25 protein-coding genes and 1 pseudogene are annotated in these 25,559 nt (G+C 34.3%); all 26 read left to right on the top strand.

The genetic code is table 11. From position 1 onward, the window contains the following. Positions 1-37: 37 nt before the first annotated feature. The 26 genes and pseudogenes from LEPBI_RS10040 (at position 38) to LEPBI_RS09920 (ending at position 25,535) form a co-directional block, all read left to right on the top strand. Complete coding sequence (locus LEPBI_RS10040) at positions 38-2,065, top strand: aminotransferase class III-fold pyridoxal phosphate-dependent enzyme (protein ID WP_012389005.1); 2,028 nt, start codon at positions 38-40, stop codon at positions 2,063-2,065. Next, a complete protein-coding gene (locus LEPBI_RS10035; RefSeq protein WP_012389004.1) occupies positions 2,062-2,976 on the top strand; it encodes a glycosyl transferase in 915 nt (304 codons plus the stop codon). The genes LEPBI_RS10040 and LEPBI_RS10035 overlap by 4 nt, the downstream gene beginning before the upstream one ends. Before the next feature lie 167 nt (positions 2,977-3,143). Further along, on the top strand, positions 3,144-3,605 hold the full coding sequence (locus LEPBI_RS10030; protein WP_012389003.1) for a hypothetical protein: 462 nt from the start codon (positions 3,144-3,146) through the stop codon (positions 3,603-3,605). Between the two features lie 27 nt (positions 3,606-3,632). Continuing rightward, positions 3,633-4,094: a GNAT family N-acetyltransferase gene (locus LEPBI_RS10025; protein ID WP_012389002.1), complete on the top strand. Its 462-nt coding sequence runs from the start codon at positions 3,633-3,635 to the stop codon at positions 4,092-4,094. Beyond that, a complete protein-coding gene (locus LEPBI_RS10020) occupies positions 4,087-4,782 on the top strand; it encodes a PIG-L deacetylase family protein (protein WP_012476302.1) in 696 nt (231 codons plus the stop codon). Before LEPBI_RS10025 ends, LEPBI_RS10020 begins: the two co-directional genes overlap by 8 nt. 5 nt (positions 4,783-4,787) lie before the next feature. Further along, complete coding sequence (locus LEPBI_RS10015; protein WP_012389000.1) at positions 4,788-5,468, top strand: formyl transferase; 681 nt, start codon at positions 4,788-4,790, stop codon at positions 5,466-5,468. After that, positions 5,465-6,511: a pseudaminic acid synthase gene (gene pseI / locus LEPBI_RS10010; RefSeq protein WP_012388999.1), complete on the top strand. Its 1,047-nt coding sequence runs from the start codon at positions 5,465-5,467 to the stop codon at positions 6,509-6,511. Before LEPBI_RS10015 ends, pseI begins: the two co-directional genes overlap by 4 nt. 3 nt (positions 6,512-6,514) lie before the next feature. Then, complete coding sequence (locus LEPBI_RS10005; RefSeq protein WP_012388998.1) at positions 6,515-7,264, top strand: cytidylyltransferase domain-containing protein; 750 nt, start codon at positions 6,515-6,517, stop codon at positions 7,262-7,264. Continuing rightward, a complete protein-coding gene (locus LEPBI_RS10000) occupies positions 7,261-8,253 on the top strand; it encodes a Gfo/Idh/MocA family protein (RefSeq protein WP_012388997.1) in 993 nt (330 codons plus the stop codon). Before LEPBI_RS10005 ends, LEPBI_RS10000 begins: the two co-directional genes overlap by 4 nt. After that, positions 8,254-9,528, top strand: coding sequence for a DegT/DnrJ/EryC1/StrS family aminotransferase (locus tag LEPBI_RS09995; protein ID WP_012388996.1), 1,275 nt, complete (start codon positions 8,254-8,256; stop codon positions 9,526-9,528). 11 nt (positions 9,529-9,539) lie between these two features. Then, on the top strand, positions 9,540-10,529 hold the full coding sequence (locus LEPBI_RS09990) for a CDP-glycerol glycerophosphotransferase family protein (RefSeq protein WP_226992747.1): 990 nt from the start codon (positions 9,540-9,542) through the stop codon (positions 10,527-10,529). Continuing rightward, complete coding sequence (locus tag LEPBI_RS09985; protein ID WP_012388994.1) at positions 10,526-11,071, top strand: GNAT family N-acetyltransferase; 546 nt, start codon at positions 10,526-10,528, stop codon at positions 11,069-11,071. The genes LEPBI_RS09990 and LEPBI_RS09985 overlap by 4 nt, the downstream gene beginning before the upstream one ends. A gap of 65 nt (positions 11,072-11,136) precedes the next feature. Next, positions 11,137-12,888, top strand: a complete 1,752-nt coding sequence (locus LEPBI_RS09980) for a capsular polysaccharide synthesis protein (RefSeq protein ID WP_012388993.1) — start codon at positions 11,137-11,139, stop codon at positions 12,886-12,888. A 157-nt stretch (positions 12,889-13,045) separates the two neighbouring features. Then, a complete protein-coding gene (locus LEPBI_RS09975; RefSeq protein WP_226992746.1) occupies positions 13,046-13,978 on the top strand; it encodes a phytanoyl-CoA dioxygenase family protein in 933 nt (310 codons plus the stop codon). After that, complete coding sequence (locus tag LEPBI_RS09970; RefSeq protein WP_012388991.1) at positions 13,975-14,970, top strand: acyltransferase; 996 nt, start codon at positions 13,975-13,977, stop codon at positions 14,968-14,970. Before LEPBI_RS09975 ends, LEPBI_RS09970 begins: the two co-directional genes overlap by 4 nt. Positions 14,971-15,047: 77 nt before the next feature. Beyond that, positions 15,048-15,923, top strand: coding sequence for an ABC transporter permease (locus tag LEPBI_RS09965; RefSeq protein ID WP_012388990.1), 876 nt, complete (start codon positions 15,048-15,050; stop codon positions 15,921-15,923). Between the two features lie 31 nt (positions 15,924-15,954). Beyond that, positions 15,955-17,235, top strand: coding sequence for an ABC transporter ATP-binding protein (locus tag LEPBI_RS09960; RefSeq protein WP_012388989.1), 1,281 nt, complete (start codon positions 15,955-15,957; stop codon positions 17,233-17,235). 27 nt (positions 17,236-17,262) lie between these two features. After that, on the top strand, positions 17,263-17,940 hold the full coding sequence (locus LEPBI_RS09955; RefSeq protein WP_012388988.1) for an FkbM family methyltransferase: 678 nt from the start codon (positions 17,263-17,265) through the stop codon (positions 17,938-17,940). Between the two features lie 38 nt (positions 17,941-17,978). After that, positions 17,979-18,914: pseudogene (locus LEPBI_RS19475) on the top strand (glycosyltransferase family 2 protein); the annotation flags it as partial. Continuing rightward, positions 18,900-19,691: a methyltransferase, TIGR04325 family gene (locus LEPBI_RS19470; protein WP_420804601.1), complete on the top strand. Its 792-nt coding sequence runs from the start codon at positions 18,900-18,902 to the stop codon at positions 19,689-19,691. The pseudogene LEPBI_RS19475 and the gene LEPBI_RS19470, both read left to right, overlap by 15 nt. After that, on the top strand, positions 19,688-20,380 hold the full coding sequence (locus tag LEPBI_RS09945) for a class I SAM-dependent methyltransferase (RefSeq protein ID WP_012388986.1): 693 nt from the start codon (positions 19,688-19,690) through the stop codon (positions 20,378-20,380). Before LEPBI_RS19470 ends, LEPBI_RS09945 begins: the two co-directional genes overlap by 4 nt. An 8-nt stretch (positions 20,381-20,388) precedes the next feature. Beyond that, on the top strand, positions 20,389-20,823 hold the full coding sequence (locus tag LEPBI_RS09940; RefSeq protein WP_012388985.1) for a sugar 3,4-ketoisomerase: 435 nt from the start codon (positions 20,389-20,391) through the stop codon (positions 20,821-20,823). Then, on the top strand, positions 20,816-21,928 hold the full coding sequence (locus LEPBI_RS09935; protein ID WP_012388984.1) for a DegT/DnrJ/EryC1/StrS family aminotransferase: 1,113 nt from the start codon (positions 20,816-20,818) through the stop codon (positions 21,926-21,928). The genes LEPBI_RS09940 and LEPBI_RS09935 overlap by 8 nt, the downstream gene beginning before the upstream one ends. Before the next feature lie 75 nt (positions 21,929-22,003). Further along, positions 22,004-23,365 carry a hypothetical protein gene (locus LEPBI_RS09930; RefSeq protein ID WP_226992744.1) on the top strand — a complete coding sequence of 454 codons (1,362 nt, stop codon included), beginning with the start codon at positions 22,004-22,006 and terminating at the stop codon, positions 23,363-23,365. Positions 23,366-23,371: 6 nt separating this feature from the next. Next, positions 23,372-24,583, top strand: coding sequence for a glycosyltransferase family 4 protein (locus LEPBI_RS09925; protein ID WP_012388982.1), 1,212 nt, complete (start codon positions 23,372-23,374; stop codon positions 24,581-24,583). Then, complete coding sequence (locus LEPBI_RS09920) at positions 24,570-25,535, top strand: glycosyltransferase (protein ID WP_012388981.1); 966 nt, start codon at positions 24,570-24,572, stop codon at positions 25,533-25,535. Before LEPBI_RS09925 ends, LEPBI_RS09920 begins: the two co-directional genes overlap by 14 nt. Positions 25,536-25,559: the final 24 nt, after the last annotated feature.

Genomic DNA, 25,559 nt, shown 5'->3' with positions numbered 1-25,559 from the left:
GATTGTGCACTTATATTAAATACGATTCAGGAAATTTATGAAAGTAATTGCTATTATCCAGGCAAGATTGGGATCCACAAGGTTACCGAAAAAGGTAATGAAGGAAGTAAATGGAAAACCATTAATTGAGATTTTATTGTCTCGATTGTCAAAATCCAAAAAAATCAATCAGATAATACTTGCTACATCAACTAAAGAAGAAAATGACCCTCTTCAGAATCTTGTAGAGAAACTCGGGTATACTGTCTATCGTGGAAGTGAACAGAATGTGTTAGAACGATATTACTTCGCCGCAAAGGAAGCTGGGGCAGAGGTAGTGATTCGTGTCACTGGTGATTGTCCACTCATCGATCCCAACGTTGTCGATGAAGTAATTTCCGAATTTTTGAAAGGTGGCATTGATTATTGTTCAAACATTAATCCTCCTACTTATCCAGATGGACTAGATACAGAAGTTTTTTCTTTTGCAGCTTTGGAAAGAGCATACAGGGAAGCCACTTTGGATAGAGAACGCGAACACGTAACACCTTATATTCGTGAATCAGATTCGTTTAAAAAATCAAATCTAGTTTTTTCTGAGGATCATTCAACAGAACGTTGGACTGTAGACGAGCCTGCTGACTTTCAATTGATCTCAAAGATATTTAACCATTTTCATCCTAAATTAGATTTTAGTTGGTTAGATGTTTTAAAGCTTAAAACAAAATATCCTGATTTATTTTTAATGAATAACAAAATCATTCGCAATGAGGGGCAAAATTTGGGGACGGGACAAAAGCTTTGGAAAAGGGCAAAACATATTATTCCTGGTGGAAACATGTTACTTTCGAAACGATCAGAGATGTTTTTACCTGACCAATGGCCCTCTTACTTTAGTAAGGCGAAGGGCTGCTCCGTTTGGGATTTGGATGGAAAAGAATACATCGACATGTCTATTATGGGGATTGGAACTAATACATTAGGATATGGACACCCAGAGGTAGATGAGGCTGTTAAAAAGAATATTGAGAATGGTAACATGGCCACCTTCAATTGTCCTGAAGAAGTTTATCTTGCTGAGAAGTTAATTGAGATCCATCCATGGGCAGATATGGTTCGGCTTGCAAGAACTGGTGGTGAAGCAAATGCAATCGCTATTAGAATTGCTCGCGCGGCATCAGGGAAAGATAAAATAGCTATTTGTGGGTATCATGGATGGCATGATTGGTATCTTTCTGCAAATTTATCGGAGGATGACGGATTGTCTGGCCACCTACTGCCAGGTCTTGATCCGAAAGGAGTTCCTAAGAACCTAACAGGTACAGTTTTTCCTTTCAATTACAACCAATTTCAAGAATTAGAGACTCTTGTAAATAACCAAGATATCGGTGTGATCGTGATGGAAGTATCTAGAAATCATGGTCCAGAGGATCAGTTTCTTGAAAAAGTTAGGAAATTAGCCACTATCAGAAACATTGTTTTGGTATTTGACGAGTGTACATCTGGATTTCGCCAAAACTTCGGTGGACTTCATAAAATATACGGAGTTGAACCTGATATTGCAATGTTTGGAAAAGCCATAGGAAATGGATATGCGATTACAGCAGTGATTGGGAGGCGTGAAGTAATGGAGTCAGCTCAATCAACATTTATCAGCAGTACTTTTTGGACGGAACGTATTGGACCAACGGCAGCGTTAAAAACTTTAGAAGTTATGGAAAAGGAAAAATCTTGGGAGTATATAACGAATATGGGTATCCATATCAGAGACCGATGGTTGGCTTTGGCAAAAAAGTATAATGTTAATCTTTCAGTATGGGGAATGCCAGCCCTTTCTGGATTTACGATCAATAGCAAAAATACTTTAGAATACAAAACATTGATTACTCAAGAGATGTTGAAAAAAGGATATTTAGCAGCAAATTCCGTTTACGTTTGTATGGAACACAAACAAACAGTTGTTGATGGTTATTTTGAAACCATTGATCCAATATTTAAGCTGATAGGGGAATGTGAAAATGGGCGTGATGTTATTTCCCTACTTGATGGTCCGGTTTGTCATACAGGATTTAAACGGCTCAATTGATTCTAATTTTTTCTGAAGCACTTTTGACAACGGGCCTTGGTCATTTAGGAAGATGCACTGCGCTAGCTGAAATACTTTTGGAAAAAGGAAATGTCGATGTTCGGATTGTTCTCCATACAGATGAATCATTTCCTGATTGGTTCTACCCATGTCTCATCTACAAAGAGAACTGGAAGGATTTAAATAATCTTCGAAGTTTACTGGATTCTTTTTTGATAAAAGAAGCTAGTAAAGGTTTAGTCATTTATATCGATTCTTACTTAGCTCCTTTTTCTATCTATGAAGAATTAAAGAAACAATCTGATGAGTTGATTTGTATTGATGATAACAATCGGATTCCCTATCCAATTGGGAGTACCATTTTAAATCCTGGTTATCCTGGTTTATTTATTGAATACGATAAATCAAAATATAAGGTTCTCACTGGAAAAAAGGAAGTTCTTTTAAGGAAACCATTCCGCGATGAGTTTGTAATTCCCAAAAGAAACATTCCTCTTCTTAAGGTATTGATTACTTTAGGGGGAGCGGATCCAAATCTATATTCAGAAGCATTTTTGAATATTCTTTGTAAAGAATTTCCCGAATTAGAGAAACACTTGATCATCGGGCCGGGATTTTCAAACGAAAAAAACTTAGCTTCTTTATCGGATTCAAAAACTTTTTTCTATAAGAACTTATCTGCTTTGGAAATGCGTGATTTGATGTTAACCATGGATTTTGCAATTACAGCAGGTGGACAAACGACTTATGAATTAGACCGATGCGGTGTTCCTATGGTGATGATTAAAACATTTGAAAATCAGTTAGGAAATATTCGGGGATTTTTTGAGTGTCAAGGTATCCCAGAAATTACCCAGCCAGTCGAAATTATAGGTATAATTCATAACTTATTAACTACTCAAAATCGATGAAAATATGTTGATTGAAATATTTAAAAAATGTAATCGTTAAAAATTCCGATAAAAATCGGAATGGTATCATTTAATTAAAAAGAACTATAAAGAATATCTAATGCTTTATTTGTAATAAAGCTCGAAAACAGAAAGCAAAAATTAATAAAAAGAATTAAGAAAATAAAATGAATCGTGAAATTTTAAAACAAAAAATTCAAACTCTAGGCGAGGGATTTCTCGGTATAAAGTTTTCAGAAATATTTGAATTCAATTCTGATGAAGTAAATAGATTAACCCTATTCTGGAAGAAGGGACAAAGATTAACAGATGGGGATAGGAGGCTTAAGGAAGGTTTGAATGATGGTGTTAGATCTGCGATCGTTTTCAGTAACCAAAATAATGCTGAACTTCAATTTACGGGAATTAATTTTTATGAACAGTGTAAAATTGTAATACCTGATACTCTCTTTCTTAAGGGAATTCTTTTGAAGGGCGATCAAGCAGTGATGCCAGCCAATGCAATCTGCGAATCTAGTATGGATGATGGGATGGAAAGTTTTGTTTTCAAACTAAGCGAATTGAATGACTTTGAATTAAACTTTCTTCTTGGAAAATTCTTTTTTGTTTATTACTATCTTTTGCGTTAATAGCCGATATATGCAAGTTAGATCGAATTGGAGATTTTTCTGAATCTAATTGTTAGGCCAGCTATCGAAGATGACTGCAAACTTATATTCGAATGGGCCAATGAACCTGAAGTAAGAAATGCATCTTTCCATTCCAAAAAAATCGAATGGTCGGAGCATAAAAATTGGTTTTCTGAAAAGTTACAAAACCCTGATTCAATAATTTATATATTTGAAGTTGATGGTGAGGCAGCTGGTCAAATTCGGTTTGATAAAAATGGAGAATTTTTCGAAATCGACTACTCTATTGATAAAAAATACCGAGGAAATGGTTTTGGTAATGCCATTGTAAGGTTAGGTATTACAAATCTTAAATCACAATTTAAAGAATCAATTAGAGTTGTCGCTAGAGTAAAAGAGGGAAATTTAATATCAGCAAAAGTTTTTCAAAATATAGGATTTAAAGAAACCAAACTAGGCAACGGAGACTTACAATTCGTATATGAATAAAAAGAAGGTTTTAGTGGTCGCAGCTCACCCCGATGACGAAGTTTTAGGTTGTGGTGGAACAATGGCTCGTTTAGCCGAAGAAGGACATGACGTACATGTTTTGATTCTTGCTGAAGGCCTTACTAGTAGAGAAATTAAACGTGATAGGGAATCTAAACTATCGGAATTAAATTCGTTATCGAATGATGCAAACAAGGCAAATCTTTCACTCGGTGTTAAAACTGTTGAACTTTATGATTTCCCAGACAACAGAATGGATTCAATTGATCGTTTAGATGTGATTAAGGTAGTTGAACGAAAAATTGATGTTATTGGGCCTTCAGTAATTTTTACTCATTTTGGAAATGATTTAAATGTCGACCACCGTATTACAAACGATGCAGTTGTTACTGCTTGCAGAGTTTATCCGAATCAAGTAGTTGAGGAACTTTTTTTCTTTGAAGTTGCTTCTAGCACGGAATGGCAAATTTCGCCTAACTTTGGCAGTTTCCAACCAAATGTTTATTATAAACTTAGTTTGCAGCAGATGGAAAAGAAAAAAAATGCCCTTTCCATTTATGAATCAGAAATGAGACCTTTCCCACATGCACGCTCGATTGAAGCAATTGAAGCCTTAGGAAAATGGAGAGGGGCTAATATTGGTTATTCCTTTGCAGAAGCCTTTGTTGTCGGTAGGTTGATTCGATAATTCAAATGATGGAATATATTGTTGCAGCGGTGGGAAAGTGGAATCGCGAGCTATTCGAACATGAATCCAAGTTAATCCCTGGTAAATGGAAATTTGTAGATAGTCCGGAGAGTTTAGATCTTGTACTTGCAGACTCGAATCCAAGATACATTTTTTTCCCACATTGGCGCTGGATAGTTCCTCCGCGGATTCTTAACCAGTATGAGTGTATCTGTTTTCATATGACAGATGTACCGTATGGAAGAGGTGGATCTCCGTTGCAAAATTTAATCATTCGAGGCCACAAGGAAACAGTCCTAACAGCACTTCGGATGGAGAAGGGATTGGATACAGGTCCTGTGTATATGAAACTTCCGTTAGATTTGAAAGGTTCCGCAGAAGAAATTTATACCCGAACTTCTGCTTTGACTTGGAAGATGATTTCTGAATTTGTAACGAATGAACCGAAGGAGACTCCACAAGAAGGAGAGCCAGTCATTTTTAAGCGCAGGAAACCAGAAGAGAGCGAATTGCCTGAAACATTGGAATTAGAAAAAATTTATGATTTTATAAGGATGTTAGATGCTGATGGTTACCCCAATGCGCATATTAATTTTGGAAAGTACCAACTGAAATTTAACCAAGCAAAATACTTTGATGGAAAACTATCAGCTAACGTAGATTTTATTTTGAAAGAAGAATTATGAATACAATTACAATTAATCAACGAAAAATTGGGAAAGAATTTCCTCCTTATATCATCGCTGAGCTTTCGGCTAATCATAATGGTAAGATTGAACGTGCATTGGAAACTATTAAATTCGCCAAAGAATCTGGTGCAGATGCAATCAAAATTCAAACATATACTGCTGATACAATGACAATTGATTGTGATAAAGAAGACTTCCAGATTCACGGTGGTCTTTGGGATGGATATAAACTATACGATCTATATAAATGGGCAGAAACTCCTTTTGAATGGCATAAAGAGATTTTTGATTATGCAAAAAAAATTGGAATCACAATATTTTCTACTCCGTTTGATGAGACAGCTGTTGACCTCCTCGAAGATTTGAATGCCCCCGCTTATAAAGTTGCTTCTTTTGAAGCAACTGATTTGCCTCTGATTCGTTATATAGCATCTACAAAAAAGCCTATGATCATGTCGACTGGAATGGCCAATTATCAAGAGATACTAGAGATGGTGGACGCAGCAAGGAGTGGAGGGTGTAAGGATTTGATTTTGCTACATTGTATCAGCAGTTATCCTGCTCCGATAGATCAATCAAATTTGCTAACGATCCCTGATATGCGAGAGAAATTTGGGGTTCAAATTGGCCTTTCTGATCATACCCTAACAAATACGGCTTCCATTACGTCAGTTGCTTTAGGTGCGACTGTTATCGAAAAACACTTCATTATCGATCGATCTGAGAAGGGGCCGGACTCTGAATTTTCTATCACCCCTGAAGAACTATATGCCCTATGCCGCGAAACAAAGGACGCATGGCTTGCGTTAGGTGTAGCAGGTTATGATCGAAAACCTGCAGAAGAAGCAAATTTAGTATTTAGAAGATCCCTATATTTTATCAAAGATTTGAAAGCCGGGGATACGGTTAAAAAGGGAGATATTCGTCGAATACGTCCAGGATATGGCTTGGCTCCGAAGTATGCAGAAGAATTGATTGGCAAAAAACTGAAACACGATGTTACCGTTGGAACCGCCGTAAAATGGGAGTTATTGGATTAATTTATGGAAAAGGCTAAAACTAAAATAGTTGCTACGATCGAAGCAAGGATGACTTCCTCTCGATTACCAGGGAAAGTATTAAAGGAAGTATTCAATAAGCCAATGTTGTATTATTTAGTGCAACGGTTGAGAATGGTTCCTTCAATTGATGAAATTGTTTTAGCCACGACAATAAACAAAACGGATGATGTTTTAATCGATTTTGCCAAAATTGAGGGAATTTCTTATTTTCGGGGAAGTGAAGATGATGTTATGTCCAGAGTTGTAGGTGCAGGAGAATCTGCTAAGGCTGATGTCATTGTCGAAATAACAGCAGACTGTCCTATTATTGATCCAGCTGTGGTCGATCAAACAATACAATTATATTTACATAATCCATGTGATTATGCAAGTAATGTAATCGTACGTTCCTATCCCATTGGAATGGATACACAAGTTTTTTCGTTAGATACTCTTAAAAAATCTTTCAGTATGACTGAAGACAAGTTAGATAGGGAACATGTCACAAGACATATCAGACAAAATCCCGATTTGTTCAAACAAGTTCATTTAGTGTCATCTTATTTGGATTATTGGCCAGAACTTGCGGTAACTTTGGATGAGGTTTCTGATTATGAGTTAATCAAAAAAATCATAGAATATTTTTATGAAAAAAATCCATATTTTTCTTGTGCAGACATCGTTGCGCTAATCAAGGAGAAGGAGTCTTGGCTTGATATAAACCGGGATGTAAAGAGAAAAGGTCTCAATTGAAACAATACTCAGCTGCAGTAGTAGGGCTTGGTAGTATCGGTCAGGGTCTCGATTACGATCAGGATATTGATCGAAATGATATTTGTTTAACACATACATCCGCTTATTTCCAACACAATGGATTTCGCTTGGTTGCTGGTGTTGATACCTTGGGCAGTCTTCGGGAGAAATTCAGTGCCAAATACAAATCACCTGCTTTTGAAACTGTTTCCGAATTAAAAAAATATAATCCAGATGTCATATCTATCTGTGTTCCAAGTCAATTGCACAAATCTATTTTTGATGAATTAATAGACCTCGGGCCGAAAGCCATTGTTTGTGAAAAACCAATTTCTGATAGTATATACGATGCCGATGAAATGGTGAAAAAAGCCCAGTCAAAACAATGTCTACTAATTGTAAACTTTATACGTCGTTTTGAAAAAGGACATGTAGAATTAAAGAAAAAATTTGATAGAAATGAATTTGGGAGAATTCGAAAAGTCTCAGTATTTTATTCTAAAGGTGTTTTGAATAACGGATCCCATTTCATAAATCTGTTATCATTTTTCTTTGGAGAACCTACTTATTGTAAGGTGCTTAAAGTTGGAAATGTTTTGGGAAATTCAGATCTCGAACCGGATTTTCTTCTCCATTTTGAAAACGGATTGGATGCGTACTTTATGGCAGGGAATGAAGATGATTTTTCAGTTAAGGAAATTGTGTTTTTAACTGAGAAGGGAATCATCAATTACCAACAAGGTGGAGTAAAGATAGAATATTTTCCCGTTGAAACAAGTTCTGTATTTAAAGATTATAAAATCAAATCATTCAATAGTCAGCTTGTAACTACCGATTTCAATCGATACCAGTGGTATACAATGGATGCACTGTATAATTATTTGGAAAATGAAATTGATTGTGAATCAGACGGTAGTTCTGCGTTAAATACTCAGTTAGTAGTAGATCAAATTTTCTCTCAATGTTCGAATATGGAAGGAATGAATTAAATGGAAAAGTTAGCTTACTTAGGTGGCAAAAAAACTATTAATAAAGAATTAAAACCATATATTTCCTTTGGAAAAGAGGAAATTGATTCGGTTCAATCTGTTTTGCAATCTGGTGAATTGTCTCGATTCTATGGTTCTTGGCATGAAGACTTTTTCGGTGGTAAGAAAGTAAAGGAATTTGAATCCAACTGGTCCAAAGAATTTGGAATAGAGTATTCAGTAAGTGTAAATTCAGCAACATCCGGTTTAATAGCCGCCTTAGGAGCCGTTGGTGTAGAACCTTTTGACGAGGTTTTAGTAAGTCCTTGGACTATGTGTGCTTCTGCCACTGCTATTTTAGTTTGGAATGCAATACCAGTGTTTGTTGATATCAATCCTGATAATTTTAATATTGATCCAACAAAAATTAGGTCATTGATCACAAAAAAAACGAAAGCAATTGTTGTACCTGATATTTTTGGTCAATCGGCTCAGCTTACTGAAATTTTGAAAATAGCGAAAGAATTCGGTTTAAAAGTAATTGAAGATGCCTCACAAGCTCCGGGAGCAATGTATAAGGGAAAAAAAGTAGGTACAAACGCAGATATTGGTGTGTTTAGTTTGAATTACCATAAACATATCCATACTGGAGAAGGCGGAGTTTGTGTTACTGCAGATGCAAAAATTGCAGAAAGACTGCAATTGATACGAAATCATGCGGAGGCAGTAGTCGGTCCCAAAGGTGAAATTGATATCTCGAATATGATTGGTTTTAATTTTAGATTGGGAGAAATTGAGTCAGCAATTGGAATTGAACAACTAAAAAAACTACCTTCAATTGCTGAACAGCGGATTCGTGCTGGTGCACTTTTAAACGAGGGTTTGAAAGATTTAAAAGGATTAAAACTTCCAGTGCCATTAGAAGGATGTACGCACGTTTATTATATGTATGGTTTGATTGTTGATTTTGATTCGTTAGGTGTTACTCGAGAGAAGTTAATTGAGGTTTTAACTGCAGAGGGAATCCCTAGTTTAAGGCCGAGTTATTTAAATATTCATCTACTTCCCATGTACCAAAAAAGAATTGCTTATGGTAAATCGGGTTTTCCATGGATTTCTCCTGGTGAGACAAGTAAAGTTACTTATGAAAAAGGAATCTGCCCTATTGCCGAGAACCTCCAAGATAAGAGTTACATTGGTTTTTATTTTGGCGGTTTTGCTCTGGACGATGAAGAAATAAACTTATTAATTGCAGCCTTTCGTAAAGTTTGGAATCAATTAAATTTAATTAAATGAAAAAATTTTCTTTGTTACCAAATCTCAGTGGCAAAGGGGTGTTCGTATTTAGTGATCCAGGTGGAGCTAAGCCAGTTTTAGCATTTTTGAAGTTAAATCAGAAACTTCAAAACTACAAAGTTTTTTGTGATAGAAGTTATGATTTTTTCTCCGACTTTGATGTTCCGGTCACAATTTATACGGAAGGTGATGAGTTAAAAACTGGTGATACATTTGATGCAGATTTTTTATTCACCGGTACATCAGTTAATTCATCAATCGAAGTTAAGTTTATAAAGGCATTTAAGGAAAGGAAAATAAAAACCTATTCTTTTATCGATCATTATACTCGAATTTTGCCTAGATATGAGTGGGAAGGGGATTACTATTTTTCCGATGTAATTTGTGTGTTGGATGAAGTTGCAGAGAAAATGGTTCGGTTAGAGATACCTAACGCAGATGTTATCGTTTCTGGAAATTATTTTCAAGAATACATTCGAAATTGGATTCCTAGAGTAAGTAGGGAAACATTTCTACAAAATCTTGGAATAGCCAATACCAAAAAAATCATACTTTTTGCTCCAGATCCAATTAGCCGTGCGAATCATTTAGACCATTATGGAAAATCTGAATACGGATTTGATGAATACAGTGTTTTTCAAAATCTTTTAAGAGCGTTACCAAAAGAATCTCAATCAGAATATGTAGTTGTGATTAAGATGCATCCGAACCAGGATAAAGAAACTTTTTTATCATTCATTAAAGAGTCCGGAGCGAATGTCATCATAGGTGATCAGTTCCATACTTTAACTTTATTATACTATTCAAACATTATTGTTGGTATGTTTTCAAATATATTGATAGAAGGTAATATATTGGGAGCGAAGGTAATTCGGTGTTTGATCGACCTTAAGTGTGATGATCCCTTCGAAGGCAAAAATGTTGGTGAACCAGCCTATGATTTAAATCAAATGAAAGATCTTATTCTCAATTACCTCAATGACCAGGATGATTCAAAATGATTTTACCAAATGAATTCTTATCAGCTGATGGACTATATTTGAGAGGATTACAACCTGAAGATGCTGCTGGAAACTATTTAAAATGGTTTAATGATCCTGAAGTTTGTTTTGGAAATTCGCATGGTGTTTTTCCGGTTAATCAAAAATCTTTGGTAGAATATATCGATAATTCTTATAAATCAAACCAACAATTGGTTTTTGCAATGATCGAGAATAAAAACCACACTCACATTGGTAATATTTCTCTGCAAGGTATCAATTGGATTAACCGAACGGCAGAATTTGCTATATTTCTCGGTGAAAAATCTTATTGGGGCAAGGGGTTGGCAGTTCAAGCAGGAAACTTAATCGTCAATCATGGTTTTAGTGATATGAATTTAAATCGTATTTATTGTGGTACTTTTTCTAACAATCAGGGAATGATAAAATTAGCGAAAGCATTGAAAATGACCCAAGAGGGAGTTCGTAGAAAAGCTATTTATAAAAATGGCATATACCTAGATATGATTGAGTTTGGCGTTTTGCGGGATGAGTTTCTTTGAGATTACAGATTCGTTTTAAATCAAAGTTTTATCACATTGATTGGAGTAGTTTAAAAATTTAAGCTATGAAAATACTCGCCTTTGCTCCGCATTCATATTTGTGGCCACATGCATTTCCTGAAGCTCAAGTTTTGCATTCATTACGAGCGCAGGGTGCCGAAATATTGTATGTTGGGTGTGGAGAGGCACTGAATTCCTGGTGTATTCCAATGGAATCGACCGGTGCTGACGAATCACTGGAAGAGGCAAAAAAGAAAGAAATCTGCTTTCAATGCTTGGAAAATTATAAAAAAATAGATAACCTTTTCCATTTTTCCCACACAACAATAGCAGAAACACTTCAAACTGAAGATTTTGAATCGATTGAAGAAATTATGAATTCGTTGTCTGCTAAAAACGTAATGGATTTTCGGTTGGATGGGCTGAGTTTTGGAAGGTATTCATTATATAATCATTTTCTTCAGCATAAAAAAATTGAATTTGTTATCGATGAGGATTCATGGGATGCGGTTCGGTTACATTTGATTACTTGCCTTCGGTCTTATTTTGCTGGCAAACGACTCATCGAGAGTTATAAACCTGATGTTGTTTTCTTTTATAGTTCAGGTTATTCCGTAAATTTAGTTGTACGTTTGCACGCAGAGGCGCAGCAGATACCTTGTTTTTCTGTTTTTGCTGGTTCCAATTGGTCGAACAGGCTTAAAACGATTCATATCGCAAAAAAGAATTCGTTTAATCACTTTTATGAAAGAGATGACCTTTGGAAAAAGAAATTTAGATTTCTACCTGCTACTAAAGAATCTCTAACTAATGTGAAAAATTTTCTGCATTTCATATTAAAAGGTCAGAGTTCTTTTTTGTATGGTGGGAAACCTTCAAGGAAGTCTGCTAAAGAAATCAGGGATTTATTTCAAATTCCAGAAACCGCAAAAATAACCTTACTTGCAACAAGTAGCTATGATGAATTAAAATCTGCTCAATTGGTTGACGAATTACCGTTAGAAAAATCAGCAATATTTGCCAATCAAATAGAGTGGATCAAGGAAACTGTTGAGTTCTATAAACAAAAGACAGAAAGTTTTTTGATAATACGAATTCATCCGCGCGAACTCCCAAATCAAAGAGATCAAGTGTTATCAAAACATTATATCGAACTAAAAAGAATATTTGATAACTTGCCCAAAAATGTTAAAGTGAATCTTCCAAGCGATCATCTTTCTTTTTATGATTTATTAGAGCATATTGATTTCGGTTTAATTTCCTGGTCATCAGCTGGAAGAGATATGGCTGTATGGGGAATACCGTTTATATCGTATCTTGATGATTATTCTTTTTATCCAAGAAGTGATCTTGGCAGTGTTGCTAAAAGTAAAGCTGAATATTTTGTACAAATTGACAAATTGATCTCAGATGACGGTTGGTCCTTTGATCGTATTATCAAAACCTTTCGATGGTTAGGTTTTGAAATGTATGATACTGTATTTGATATGAGTGATATCATTGATGATAGGCTGGTATTACTTGAAAGTTTTTTTTGGAGAAATTTGAGACGTGTTTTGAGGCGACTAAAATTGGATCATTTTCTAAAGCCACAAGTAAGGGTTGCGAAGCAAGGAAAACTGATGTTCGAGCGAGTAGTTAGCGGTAGACCTACTGAAGAAATATTGGAAGTGGATAGGATGCGGTTGTCACCAGAGAAAGAATTAGATGAAGTGAAGGAAATTTTGAATTCAATTTGTGAAGTTCAGTTCGGTGAAAATTGGAAAGAAAATTTATCTAGTAAGTTAAGAAATAATATTTTTGGGTATATTAAGTAATGAGGATGAAGACATGAAATTGATAAAATTAATAATCGTAAAATCGTTTCGTTTGATCGGAATCGACTGGTTCTTTATTAAGGACATTTTAAATGTGATAAGAGGATTTCGTGTTGTTAATCGTGAGATGAGGACTCCTCTGGAATCATTTCATAGTATGATCAACCTGTTTTGTCGAACAAGAGGTCGTTCTAATCAAATAATCCACAAAATTGTTAGTTTGATTAGTTCTAAGGTTAAGTTAGACAGTATTGACGGGATCGTACCGATTAAGTCCAAATTTGATTTGAAGAAAGTTGTCAAACAGTTGGACGAAAATGGATATGTAGTGTTTGAGAACGTTCTAACAGAAGAGGTGTGTGATTATTTATATAAATTCGGAACGACTACCGAGAGTAGTGCGCGTCCTCTGTATTCTGGTAGGGGACAGGTAGCAAAGAACACCGTTATCGATTTTAATAATTTAATTGCAATTCACTATGATTTTAACGAGGAAACATTAATTAATGATCCGGTAATCCAGTCTTTGATGGCTGATAAGTCTTTGATTGCAATTGCACAGGAATATTTGAATTGTACTCCAATATCTAATGTTACAGGAATGTGGTGGCAAACAGATTTTGAAAAAACACCAAATGATGAGGCTGCGACAATGTGGCATTTTGATATGGACCACGTTCGATGGATTAAATATTTCTTCTATATTACGGATGTGAATACAAACAGCGGACCACATTGTTTTGTTGAGGGAACCCATAAACCTGGAAAAATTCCGAAAAAACTATTAAAGAGAGGATATGCTCGTATTACCGATGAGGAAATTGCGGAAGCATATCCCGAGAATATGGTAAGGGAATTTATTGGTAAACGAGGTACTTTAATAATTGAAGATACAATTGGTTTACACAAAGGCAAACATGTTGTGGATGGCTCTAGATTACTGTTTCAATTAACTTTTAGTGATCATTTATTTGGAGGAAATTATCCTGAGAGGAAGTTTACGAAATTTGCTGATTCGAAAGTAAAAGAATTTATTTCTAAAAACCCGAAAATATTTAGAAAATATTTAGAAACTTCCGTTAATCAATGATTCGTAAGATTAGAAGTTACTTTATTCACCGTATTATAAAGATTCTTAATCGGCTTTTGAACGATAGATTCGAACAGATATCGAATCGTTATCATTTGGTTTGTGAAGGAACTTTTTACTCTTCAAATGGTTGTTCGATTGGTGTCGGATCGAATTTAATTATACCAAATGGCACCGAGTTATTACTAGGTGAAGGTGTCTATATTGGTCGTAACGTGGAAATTGGACCTGGTAATCGAATTGAAATAGGCGATTATACATCTATCCAAGATCGAACTACCATACTTGGAGATGTATCCATTGGTCGTTATTGTACATTTGCAGCAAACATCAGTATTAGTTCAGGGAATCATTATTTTGATAAATTCCCTGAGTTGAATATTAAAGATCAGGATCGTAGAGTTTTGAAGGATCCTGTGTTAAGAAACCAACTTAGTAAACCAGTGGTAATTGAAGATGATTGTTGGTTAGGTGCAAACGTGTTTGTGATGAATGGCTTGAAAATTGGTAAGGGGAGCGTTATCGGAGCCAACGCAGTGATAACAAAGGATGTTTTACCTTATTCTGTTGTTGCAGGCGTTCCTGGAAAAAAAATTAGAAATAGAATAAATTTTATTCCACCTACATCACTAGACTGTAACCGAAGTATTGATTTACCTTATTTTTACTCTGGTTTTTTAGTTTCTGATGCAGAAAGAGAACGTTATCACGAATTGAATGGTCTTGGCACAAAAAAACAATTCTCAATTGCATTAAAACACGATTCTGGGGACGTAGTTGTAGTTCGTTGTAAGAAAATTGTATCTGGAAAAGTTTGGTTAAGATATAATGATTCGAAACAAGAGTTATCTGATGAATTTACGGATCTAAGTTTTCGATTGGATAGTGAAGAGTCTATCATTCATTTTTCTCTTGCGATTGATCCAAATCAGAATCTGGATCAATCTTTGTCTATGATTGTAGTTGGATCATGTTCCATCAAAAAACAATGATCCTTTAAAGATCATATTTTGATTTTTCATCATTACTCTCTAACAGCGAATTTGTTCGAATAAGGTTGCAAATAAAAATGAATAGCATTAATACTCCTGAGCTTGTCGAAGATTGGGACTTGATTTTAGAACCACGTAGAAAGTGGTATTCTTTGCGTTTAGGTGAAATCATTCGATATAGAGATTTACTTTTTCTATTCGTGAGAAGAGATATAGTTTCTGTATATAAACAAACAATCCTTGGCCCCATATGGTTCTTTATTCAACCAGTTTTAACCTCTTTAACTTTTGCAGTAATATTTGGCGTGGTAGCAGGAATTGCTACTGATGGTATTCCAAATTTTCTATTTTATTTAAGTGGAATTACAATTTGGAATTACTTTGCTGATACTTTAGTGAAAACTTCTGATACTTTTGTGGTCAATGCTGCAATATTTGGAAAAGTTTATTTTCCTCGCTTAATCGTTCCAATATCAATTGCTATTTCAAATTTGGTTAAATTTTTTCTGCAGTTCGTTTTGTTATTAGGGGTGATGTTGTTTTATAGCTTTTTAGGGACAGAGATAAAGATAAGTTTTTACTATCTTTTAATCCCTTTTTTGATTTTTTTGATGGGTATTATTGGTTTAGGATTTGGTATTATTATTTCATCCTTAACAACAAAGTATCGGGATTTGAAATTTTTGGTTAATTTTGGCGTACAACTCTTGATGTATTGTTCACCGATCGTTTTTCCTCTTTCGATCGTAACTAATAATTTTCCGAAGATGAAATTAATTTTATTATTAAATCCAGTTACAAGTTTGATCGAGGCTTTTCGTTTTATCCTTCTCGGAGTTGGTGTTTTTGATTGGGTCTATCTCGGAATCAGTTTGGGATTTACCGTCGTTTTAGTTTTTCTTTCAATAATCATTTTCAATCGAGTTGAGAGATCATTTATCGATACTGTTTAGAGTCAGTGTTGAGTTTTAGGAAACAAAATTCATGAGTGATGTAGTTTTACGAATAGATAATATCTCCAAACAATACAGATTGGGTCAAATAAGCACAGGTTCTTTGGCTCATGATTTAAACCGATGGTGGAAACTTCTCCGCGGGAAAGAAGATCCTTATTTGCAAGTAGGGCAATTTAATGACCGAAGTGTTGCTAGTGATAGCGAATACGTATGGTCGTTAAAAAATGTTAGTTTTGATGTAAAACGTGGAGATGTTGTTGGCATTATCGGTAAGAATGGTGCTGGAAAATCGACTCTTTTGAAAATATTATCCCAGGTCACTTCGCCTACACAGGGTAGTGTTAAAATTAAAGGTCGTGTTGCTGCATTGTTAGAAGTTGGAACTGGATTTCATCCTGACCTTACAGGTCGCGAGAATGTGTTTCTGAATGGGGCTATACTTGGAATGACCTCGGCAGAGATTAAAAGTAAATTTGATGAAATCATAAACTTTAGCGGAGTTGAAAAATACATAGATACTCCTGTAAAAAGATATTCTTCTGGAATGATGGTTCGTTTGGGATTTGCTGTTGCAGCACATTTGGAGCCGGAGATTTTGATTGTTGATGAAGTGTTGGCTGTCGGTGATGCCGAGTTTCAAAAGAAATGTTTAGGTAAAATCCAAAATGTTTCCAGCGAAGGAAGAACAGTTCTTTTTGTTAGTCACAATATGCAAGCACTTCAAGCAATTTGTAAACGAGGCATTTTGCTAAAACATGGAATGGTCGAAGAAAATAGTGATATTGATGTTTGCATTCAAAAATACACTGGTCTCTTTCAAGAAGCAAATTTAGAAAATTTAGCAATTAATGATCGATTGGGTCGCACGAATAGCAATGGAAATGCTTTGTTTACGAGTGTGAGTCCTCGAACGGGAAACCAACATTCTTGGAGCTTTGATTCAAAAGTTGATGTTTATTTAGATTTTACTTTAAATATTCGGGAACATTGTGATGGACTATCATTTTATTTTGCATTAATCGAACCTCTGGCAATGAGTGTGATTACAAATTATAAAACATGTATGACAGAACATTCTCCAAAGGTTGGGGAGCCATTCCATTTTTCCTTAAAGATTCCTAAAAATTCTCTTCGTGTTGGACAATATTTAATGTACATTGCAATTGGAGATAAGGATCTAAGGAAATGGTATGACGTCATTGATAATAACATAAATTTACCAGCGCTTAGTATCACTTCTTCCGAACTGGATCCACATCACAATATGGGTTTAGTGAGTCTCCCATTTGAATTGAAGATAGAAAAATAACTAATTTATTCTGCTAAAGGTGTTAATTTGTTTTTAATTAAAAGAATAGTAAATAAACTTCAAAGTGAAAACTACTTTCGTTCTTATTCCCAAGAAGGAGAGGATATGGTTCTCCGTGATTTTTTTGGAGATAAAAGAAATGGTTATTTTGTGGACATTGGAGCTTATGACCCGTATCGGTTTTCTAATACGAATTATTTTTATGGATTGGGTTGGACTGGTATTAATATTGAGCCGTCTCCAGATGGATTTAAAAGGTTCGAAATTCACAGAAAGCGGGATAAAAATTTAAATATCGGGATAAGTTTAGAAGAATCTGAATTAATTTATTATCGATTTGAAGAAGCTGCTTTGAATACCTTCGATACCGAAAGAGTTAAGTTCTTAGAAGAAACCACGAATTATAAGTCAAAAGATAGCGTAAAGGTTAAGGTAAGACCACTTGCAAGTGTGTTGCAGGAGTTCTCTTTGGATAAAGAGATCGATTTTATGAATATTGATGTGGAATGGAATGAAATTTCGGTTTTGAAATCGGGCGATTGGAAGAAGTTTAGACCGAAAGTAATTTTAATAGAAATTTTAAATTTCGAGCTTGAGACAATTGCTAAAAATCCAATCCATCTTTTATTAAATGAAATCGGATATTCATTTTATTGTAAAACTCCCCGCACTTGTTTTTACTTAGATAAAAACTTCTCTACTTAAAAAAGCATGCATAATTCATTTTGCCAAAATCCTAACCAATGAAATACGCTCCTATCATAATATTTGTATATAATAGGCCTGATCATACGAAACGTGTGATTGATTCTTTGATCGCGAATGAAGAAGCTTCTGAATCGGATTTAATTATATATTCTGATTTTGCAAAAGCAGAAACTCATTTAATGAAAGTTAATGAAGTTAGATCCTATTTAAAAGAGATTAAAGGTTTTAAATCAGTTCGAATTGTTGAAAGAATAGAAAATTATGGCCTTGCTAAATCAATCATAAGTGGCGTCTCTGAGGTAATTGGACAAACTGGATCTGTCATTGTTTTAGAAGACGATATTCTCGTAAGTCCGTATTTTTTGCGGTTTATGAATTCTGGTTTAGAAAAGTATAAAGTGGAAGAAAAGGTCGCCAGTATCCATGGATACAGTTACCCAATGAATACAATTGGGTTAGATGATACTTACTTTATAAGAGGGGCTGATTGTTGGGGATGGGCTACTTGGCGAAGGGCTTGGCAGTATTTTGAACCGGATGGTAAAAAATTGCGAGATCAATTAATTAGCGAAGATTTAGTAGCACGTTTTGATTACGATAATACGTATCCTTTTTTCCAAATGCTGACTGATCAAATTTTAGGTCGAAATAATAGTTGGGCAATCCGCTGGCATGCTTCGGTTTTTTTAAAAAATAAACTTACTTTATATCCAAAAGAAAGTTTAATATTAAATATTGGTTTAGATAATTCTGGTACCCACTGCGATGATAATGATTATTTGAGCAAAGAATTTTCGTTAAAAAGTAATCATGATTTCCCAAAGGTTATCGAGGAGAATTTTGAAGCAAGAAATCGGATGGTTAATTATTTTCGATCCATTTCTAAACAGCAAAATCCAACTTTGGATTCTCGTTTTTCTAGAATTGCTGCACGTTTACTTGGATTCGCGAAGAGAATTCTAAAAAGACTTTTTGGATTTCTTAGGAATGAAGAGAGAAAGGTAGAAATTACTTTTACTGGTAATTATGCGACTTGGGACGAAGCATCGACAATTTGTTCAGGTTACGATTCGGATATAATCATCAATAAAGTAAAGGTTTCTTTACAATTAGTTCGAGATGGAAAAGCCATTTATGAACGTGATTCGGTTATTTTTGATAACATAGAATATTCGCAGCCACTTTTATTAGGATTATTATTTGCATCAGCCTTGAATGGAGGGAAGCTAAAGGTTTTAGATTTCGGCGGATCACTTGGTAGTAGTTATTTTCAGAATCGGAAGTTTTTATCTAAATTACCTTTAGTAGAATGGAGTATCGTTGAACAAGAGAAGATGGTCTCCATTGGGAAGTTAGAGTTCGAAAATAAAGAACTCCGCTTTTTTCATACGATAGGTGAGGCAGTAAAGAATCGGCAGCCAAAAACAGTAATTTTGTCGAGCGTTTTGCCATATATCAAAAATCCTTATGAAGTATTAGCGTTAATCAAAAGTTTTAATTTTGAAACAATCATTGTTGATCGAACTCCTTTTTTTATAAAAGATCTACCTGATCGCATTACGATTGAGACTGTCCCTCCAGAAATTTACATTGCAAAGTATCCTGCTTGGTTTTTTAATTATAAAACTTTTTTGGATTATTTATCAGATAAATATGAATTGGTGGAATCCTTTGAATCAAATGACCACTATTCTTTGGTCGACGCTGAAATTATCTATCGGGCATTGATATTTAAGAGAAAAATATGAATAGAGACTTTTTACCGAATTTTAAATATATCTTCCTAAATCCTTTCTTTATTACGAGAAGATTCCTTTTTTTGAACATCCAGAAATTAAGTGTTCATATAAAAAAAGGGAAGTTACTTGATATCGGATGTGGCACAAAGCCATATAAGAATTTCTTTAAAGATTCTGAATATGTAGGAATGGATTATGCGTATGGAATTAATTCTTCAAATCCGGTTGCCGATGTCTTCTATGATGGAAAGAATTTTCCATTTAAAGCCAATACCTTTGATTACTTTTTAGCAACAGAAGTTCTGGAACACGTTTTTAATCCAGATGATTTCATTCTTGAAATCAACAGAGTCCTTAAAAAAGGAGGAATTGGCATTGTTACTGTTCCTTTCGTTTGGGATGAACATGAAGTTCCATATGATTTTGCAAGATATTCGTCGTTTGGAGTTAAGGCATTATTGGAGCGAAATGGTTTTCAAATTTTAGAACAACATAAAACGGGAAACTTTATTTTAACTCTTGGGCAAATGTTTTGTACTTATTTATACTATTATTTTTCCAGGAAGCGCTCAATCTATAGATTAAGTTTGCCTTTGGTGTTTGCTCCGATTCAGCTAATCACAATTTTTTTGTCTAAACTGCTTCCATCTAACAACGGATTTTACTTAGACAATATTCTTTTGGTGAAGAAAAAATAAATTTTGTTATGGATGAACTCATTGTAAAAAATTCCGGTTATGTTCGTTTGAAACAGTTTATGGATCAAAGAGAGGGGAGTCTAACTGTTGCCGAATCTAATCGAGACATTCCTTTCGAGATCAAAAGAACATACTATATCATTCAAAAAAATGCTTCTGATGTCACTAGAGGAAATCACGCACATAAAGAAACAGTCCAAGTTATTTTTTGTTTAAGTGGTAACTTTGTTTTACATCTAAACGATGGAGAGAAAACGCAAAAAATTTTAATGAATGAAAGTAATCTTGGTGTAATACTAGGAAAAGAATTATGGCATTCCATGGAATCGATTTCCCCTGGTTGCATTATGTTGGTATATGCTTCTGACTATTTTGATGAAGATGATTATCTCCGTCATTACGATGAATTTTTGAAATACATTGCCGAAAAAAGAAATGATTGAATATGAAAATTTAAAACTGCTAAATGCGCCGTTTCAAGATGAAATCAATGAGGCAATCATCCGAGTAGCAAAGAGTGGATGGTTCATATTAGGTCAGGAATTGGAAAAATTTGAAGCCGAATTTGCAGCATTTAATGGTAACAAATATTGTATTGGCGTTGCCTCTGGACTAGATGCTTTGACGTTAAGTCTTAAATATTATAATTTCTCAGAGGGTATGGAGGTAATAGTTCCCTCTAATACTTATATTGCGACTGTTTTATCTATCATTCAAAACGGACTTAAGCCAGTTTTAGTGGAACCTTCGATGGATACTTATAATATTGATCCTGTAAAAATAAAAGAAAAGATAACTAAGAATACTTGTGCCGTGTTGGTGGTACATCTTTATGGTAGGCCCTGTGACATGGAGCCGATTGTAGAAATTTGTAATGTAAATAATTTAGTATTAATTGAGGATTGTGCGCAAGCACATGGGGCCAAATATAACCAAAAGAATGTTGGTACATTTGGTCATGTAAATGCTTTTAGTTTTTATCCCACAAAAAACTTAGGTGCATTAGGAGATGCAGGTGCTGTTGTAACAGATGATCCGAATATCGCTGATAAAATACGAAAACTTCGAAACTATGGTTCTTCGGTAAAATACTATAATGAATTTGTCGGAATGAATTCAAGACTAGATGAAATTCAAGCAGCAATTCTTTCGGTTAAATTAAAACATCTTTCCAAAATCAATCAGCATAAAAAAGAACTCTTCCAAATTTACGAAACTGGATTGTCAAGCATGTTTATCAAACCGCTACCTGATGATCATAAAATCTATCAAGTCCATCATATTTATCCAATCAGATCTTTTCATCGAGAAAAGTTAAGAAGTTATCTATTGGATAACGGAATCAAAACAGAAATTCACTATCCAGTGCCACCTCATAAACAGAGAGCTTTAAACGATTATAAAACTGGAGATTGGGGTAGGGTGGTTGGTTCTTATCCAATTGCAGAAGAAATTCATGAAACGGAACTTAGTTTGCCAATTTCTTTTATTCATTCAAAATCCGAAATCGAACGAGTTGTTGAACTTTTAAATAGGTGGCAAAATTAATTAATGTCCATTAATTATTATTGTACATTATTTGATACGAACTACTTGCTTCGTGCAGTTTCGATGCTCCGATCCTTGGCTGATAAAGATCCTACGGCAAAGGTTTTTGTGTTTCCATTTGATAATGAATGTTATAAATCTCTTGAAAAATTGAATTTAGATTTTGTGCAATTGGTTTCTTTGGGAGAATTTGAATCTCCCGAATTACTTCGCGTTAAAAAGGAAAGAACAAAAGGGGAATACTGCTGGACATGCACTCCTTGGATCATTCGTTTTTGTATTGATCGGTTTCAGTTAGAGCATTGCACATATGTCGATGCAGATTTATTTTTCTTCTCTAATCCTCAAGTTTTATTGGATGAGGCTAAGAATTCTTCTGTCCTCATCACTGAACATCGTTACTCTCCTGAATATGATCAATCTGAAACTGCAGGAATTTATTGTGTTCAGTTCGTTTTATTTCGAAATGACGTCGATGGGATGCGTATATTACATTGGTGGGCGGATCGTTGTCTTGAATGGTGTTATTCTCGTTTCGAAGATGGAAAGTTTGGGGACCAGAAATACTTAGACCATTGGGTTACCGAATTCAATCGAGTCCACGTATTAGAACACCTTGGTGGTGGAGTTGCTCCTTGGAATGTTCAGCAATATGAATTTGTTTCAGATAACCATGAAATCATTTTGAAAGAAAAAAGATCAAATAAACAATTTTCAGTTATATTTTACCATTTTCATGACGTAAAAATTGTTGAGAATAGGCTTAGATTTTTTTCAAATTATTACTCTATCCATGAAGATATTTATTCATCTATATATAACAAATATTCTGAATTTCTAAATAAAAATTTTCACCAACTTCAATCTAGACATATTCAATCGGAAACTGTTAGTCTAATTCTCAATGATCTTGCTAACTCTTTAAATAACTATAAAGCAATTAAATCTGGCTCCCTTTCCGAAACATATATATATATTACAAAGAATGGAAACGAAAGTTTGCAGACAATGCATAAGTTTAATTTTCCCTGCTCTGCTGAATTCCAAGATTTTTCTTTTTTAGTTTCGTTAAATGAATATAGCAAAGACGGTGAAAATATTTCCGGCATTACCATCGTTCCTTCCAGGGGAAGCTCTATAGAATTTGTTCTTCAATCTGTTTCAATCATTGGTTTGAGTTTAAAAGATGAAAAAGTTGAATGCAATTTAGATGAAAAATATATAAATAAATTTGCAAAAGGAAATTGGCAGAAAAGAAAAGGAAGTTCTTTTTCTTTTTATTCTGCCAATGGATTTCTTAAATTGCCTATAAGTATGAAGACAATGATTGATATAAAATTTAATGGCCGTTGGAGACTGATAAGTCAGATCGAATCAGCTATCGAAATTTCGAAGTTAAGTTTTTCAAAGCGAATTCTAAAGAGATTTGGATTGTAGGTTTTTATGATTCTATTTGATTTTCAAACTTTTTTAAATCAAAAATACGGTGGAATTTCTCGTTTGTTTGTCGAAGTAATGGATTATCTCAGCAAACATGATAGCGAGTTTGAATTACCACTTGTATCCTCCGAAAATGTGAATTTAATTGGAAAGGATTTCTATAAGCCAATTTTTAAAATAAAGTATGCTTTGGAAGTTCCTGAAATTGAAACTTGGCTTTCGGGCAAAAGTTTTTCAGGAAAGACATTTCTTTATTCATTATATAAGTCATTCAAAAAACTCCAAAATAAGTTGGTTATCAGGTTTTTAAATAGAAGAAATCAGAAACTGATTACTAAGAAATTGTTGGATCAAAAATTTAAAGTTTTTCATCCAACGTATTTTGATAATTACTATTTAGATCAAATTTCGAAAGGTCCAAATAAATTTGTCATCACAATTTTTGATTTGATTCACGAACGTTTTCCCGGTTATTATAAGCTGGATGATATAGCTTTACGAAACCGAAAATCGCTTTGTTATGCGGCGGATAGAATCATTGCAATTTCGAAATCAACCAAAAATGATTTAATGGAGTTTTATGGTATTCCAAATGATAAAATCGAAGTCATTCATTTGGCCTCTAATTTGCATTTGGCTTTTGATTTAGAATCTAATCTGATTTGGAAAAATTATATTCTATTTGTTGGAGAAAGGGGTGGCTATAAAAATTTCAATAACTTTGTGCACGGAGTTTCTCCCATTATACAAAAATATAAGGTAAATCTAATTTTTGCTGGAGGTGGTAAATTTACTCATGAAGAAAAAGAAACTCTTAAAAAAGCCAATGTCTTGGGAAAATCACTTCAGATTCCTTTTCAATCTGATTCGGAAATAAAACAACTTTACCAAAATGCTTTGGTATTTGTATTTCCTTCTATGTATGAAGGATTTGGAATTCCGCTCTTAGAATCTATGTCACTCGGTTGTCCAGTCGCATGTAGTAATACTAGTTCATTTCCCGAGGTAGTTGGTGACGCAGCTGTAACTTTTGATCCATGGTATCCTGAATCGATTAGAGATTCTGTCGATCGATTATTTAATTCTGAATCGTTGCGACTAAAAATGATTGCTAGAGGAAAAGAGCGATCGAAACAATTTTCTTGGGAAAAAACTGGTGAAAAACATCTGAAAATCTATAATCAATTATTGGCATCTTCTTTTGAATCCAAATAACATACCTATCATAACAATTGTCACTCCATCCTTCAACCAAGGTGCTTTTATTTCCGAAACACTAAATTCTGTAATAGAACAAGAAGGTTCGTTTTTTATTGATTTTATAGTTATAGATGGTCTTTCCACTGATAACACGATAGAAATTCTTGGAAATTTTGAAAAAAAAATAAAGGAATACCCTTCTGTGGTTCAAATTTCCGGCAAAACATTTCACTCAGTTGGGGGAAACCAAGGTGTATCTTTTACTTGGAAATCGGAAAATGATTTTGGTCAAACTGATGCGATCAATAAAGGTATTAAACTAATGTTAGATGAAAGTCGATACTTTAATTGGCTTTGTAGTGATGATAGATTCCGAACGAAAGACGTTTTAGCAACATTGTTATCGAATTCTAGAGAAAAATCAGTAGTTTATGGAAAATCAATGTATATTAATGAGGCTGGGATTGATTTAAAAGAATACGCAACATCACATGTAACATCAAATTCAATTTTTGAAAATTTCGGTATTGCTCAGCCTTCCGCGTTGATATGCTCTAAATCCAAAGAAGACCTTTTTTTGGATTTGCAATATTCGTCTATTATGGATCTATTTCTTTGGGTAAAATTATTTTCATTAGGATTTGAATTTAAGTATTTAGATAACTATATTCTATCTGATTATAGGATTCATTCTTTAAGTAAGACATCTTCTTGGAGGTTGAGAACGTATATCGAAATTTTATCGCTCATGAAATCCAAACAAAAGAGAATATCTTTGAAATTGATGCGAGCAATGTATCATGAATGCATTCGATATGGAAATGGGAAATTAGGAAGGATCTTGATTCGATTTAATTCAAGATATGTGGATGGATTTCTGATTCGAATTTTAATGATAGCTATTAACTATTTTAATGTAGACCCATCTTATTTGCTTTCAAGTCCTAAGCAACATTGGAATCCTTAATCAATCTAAGACAATTGAGAGTAT

It is taken from the genome of Leptospira biflexa serovar Patoc strain 'Patoc 1 (Paris)' (assembly GCF_000017685.1).
Lineage (GTDB): Bacteria > Spirochaetota > Leptospiria > Leptospirales > Leptospiraceae > Leptospira_A > Leptospira_A biflexa.
The sequence above is the reverse complement of the archived record's forward strand: the minus strand, read 5'-3'. Positions and strand labels throughout refer to the sequence as shown.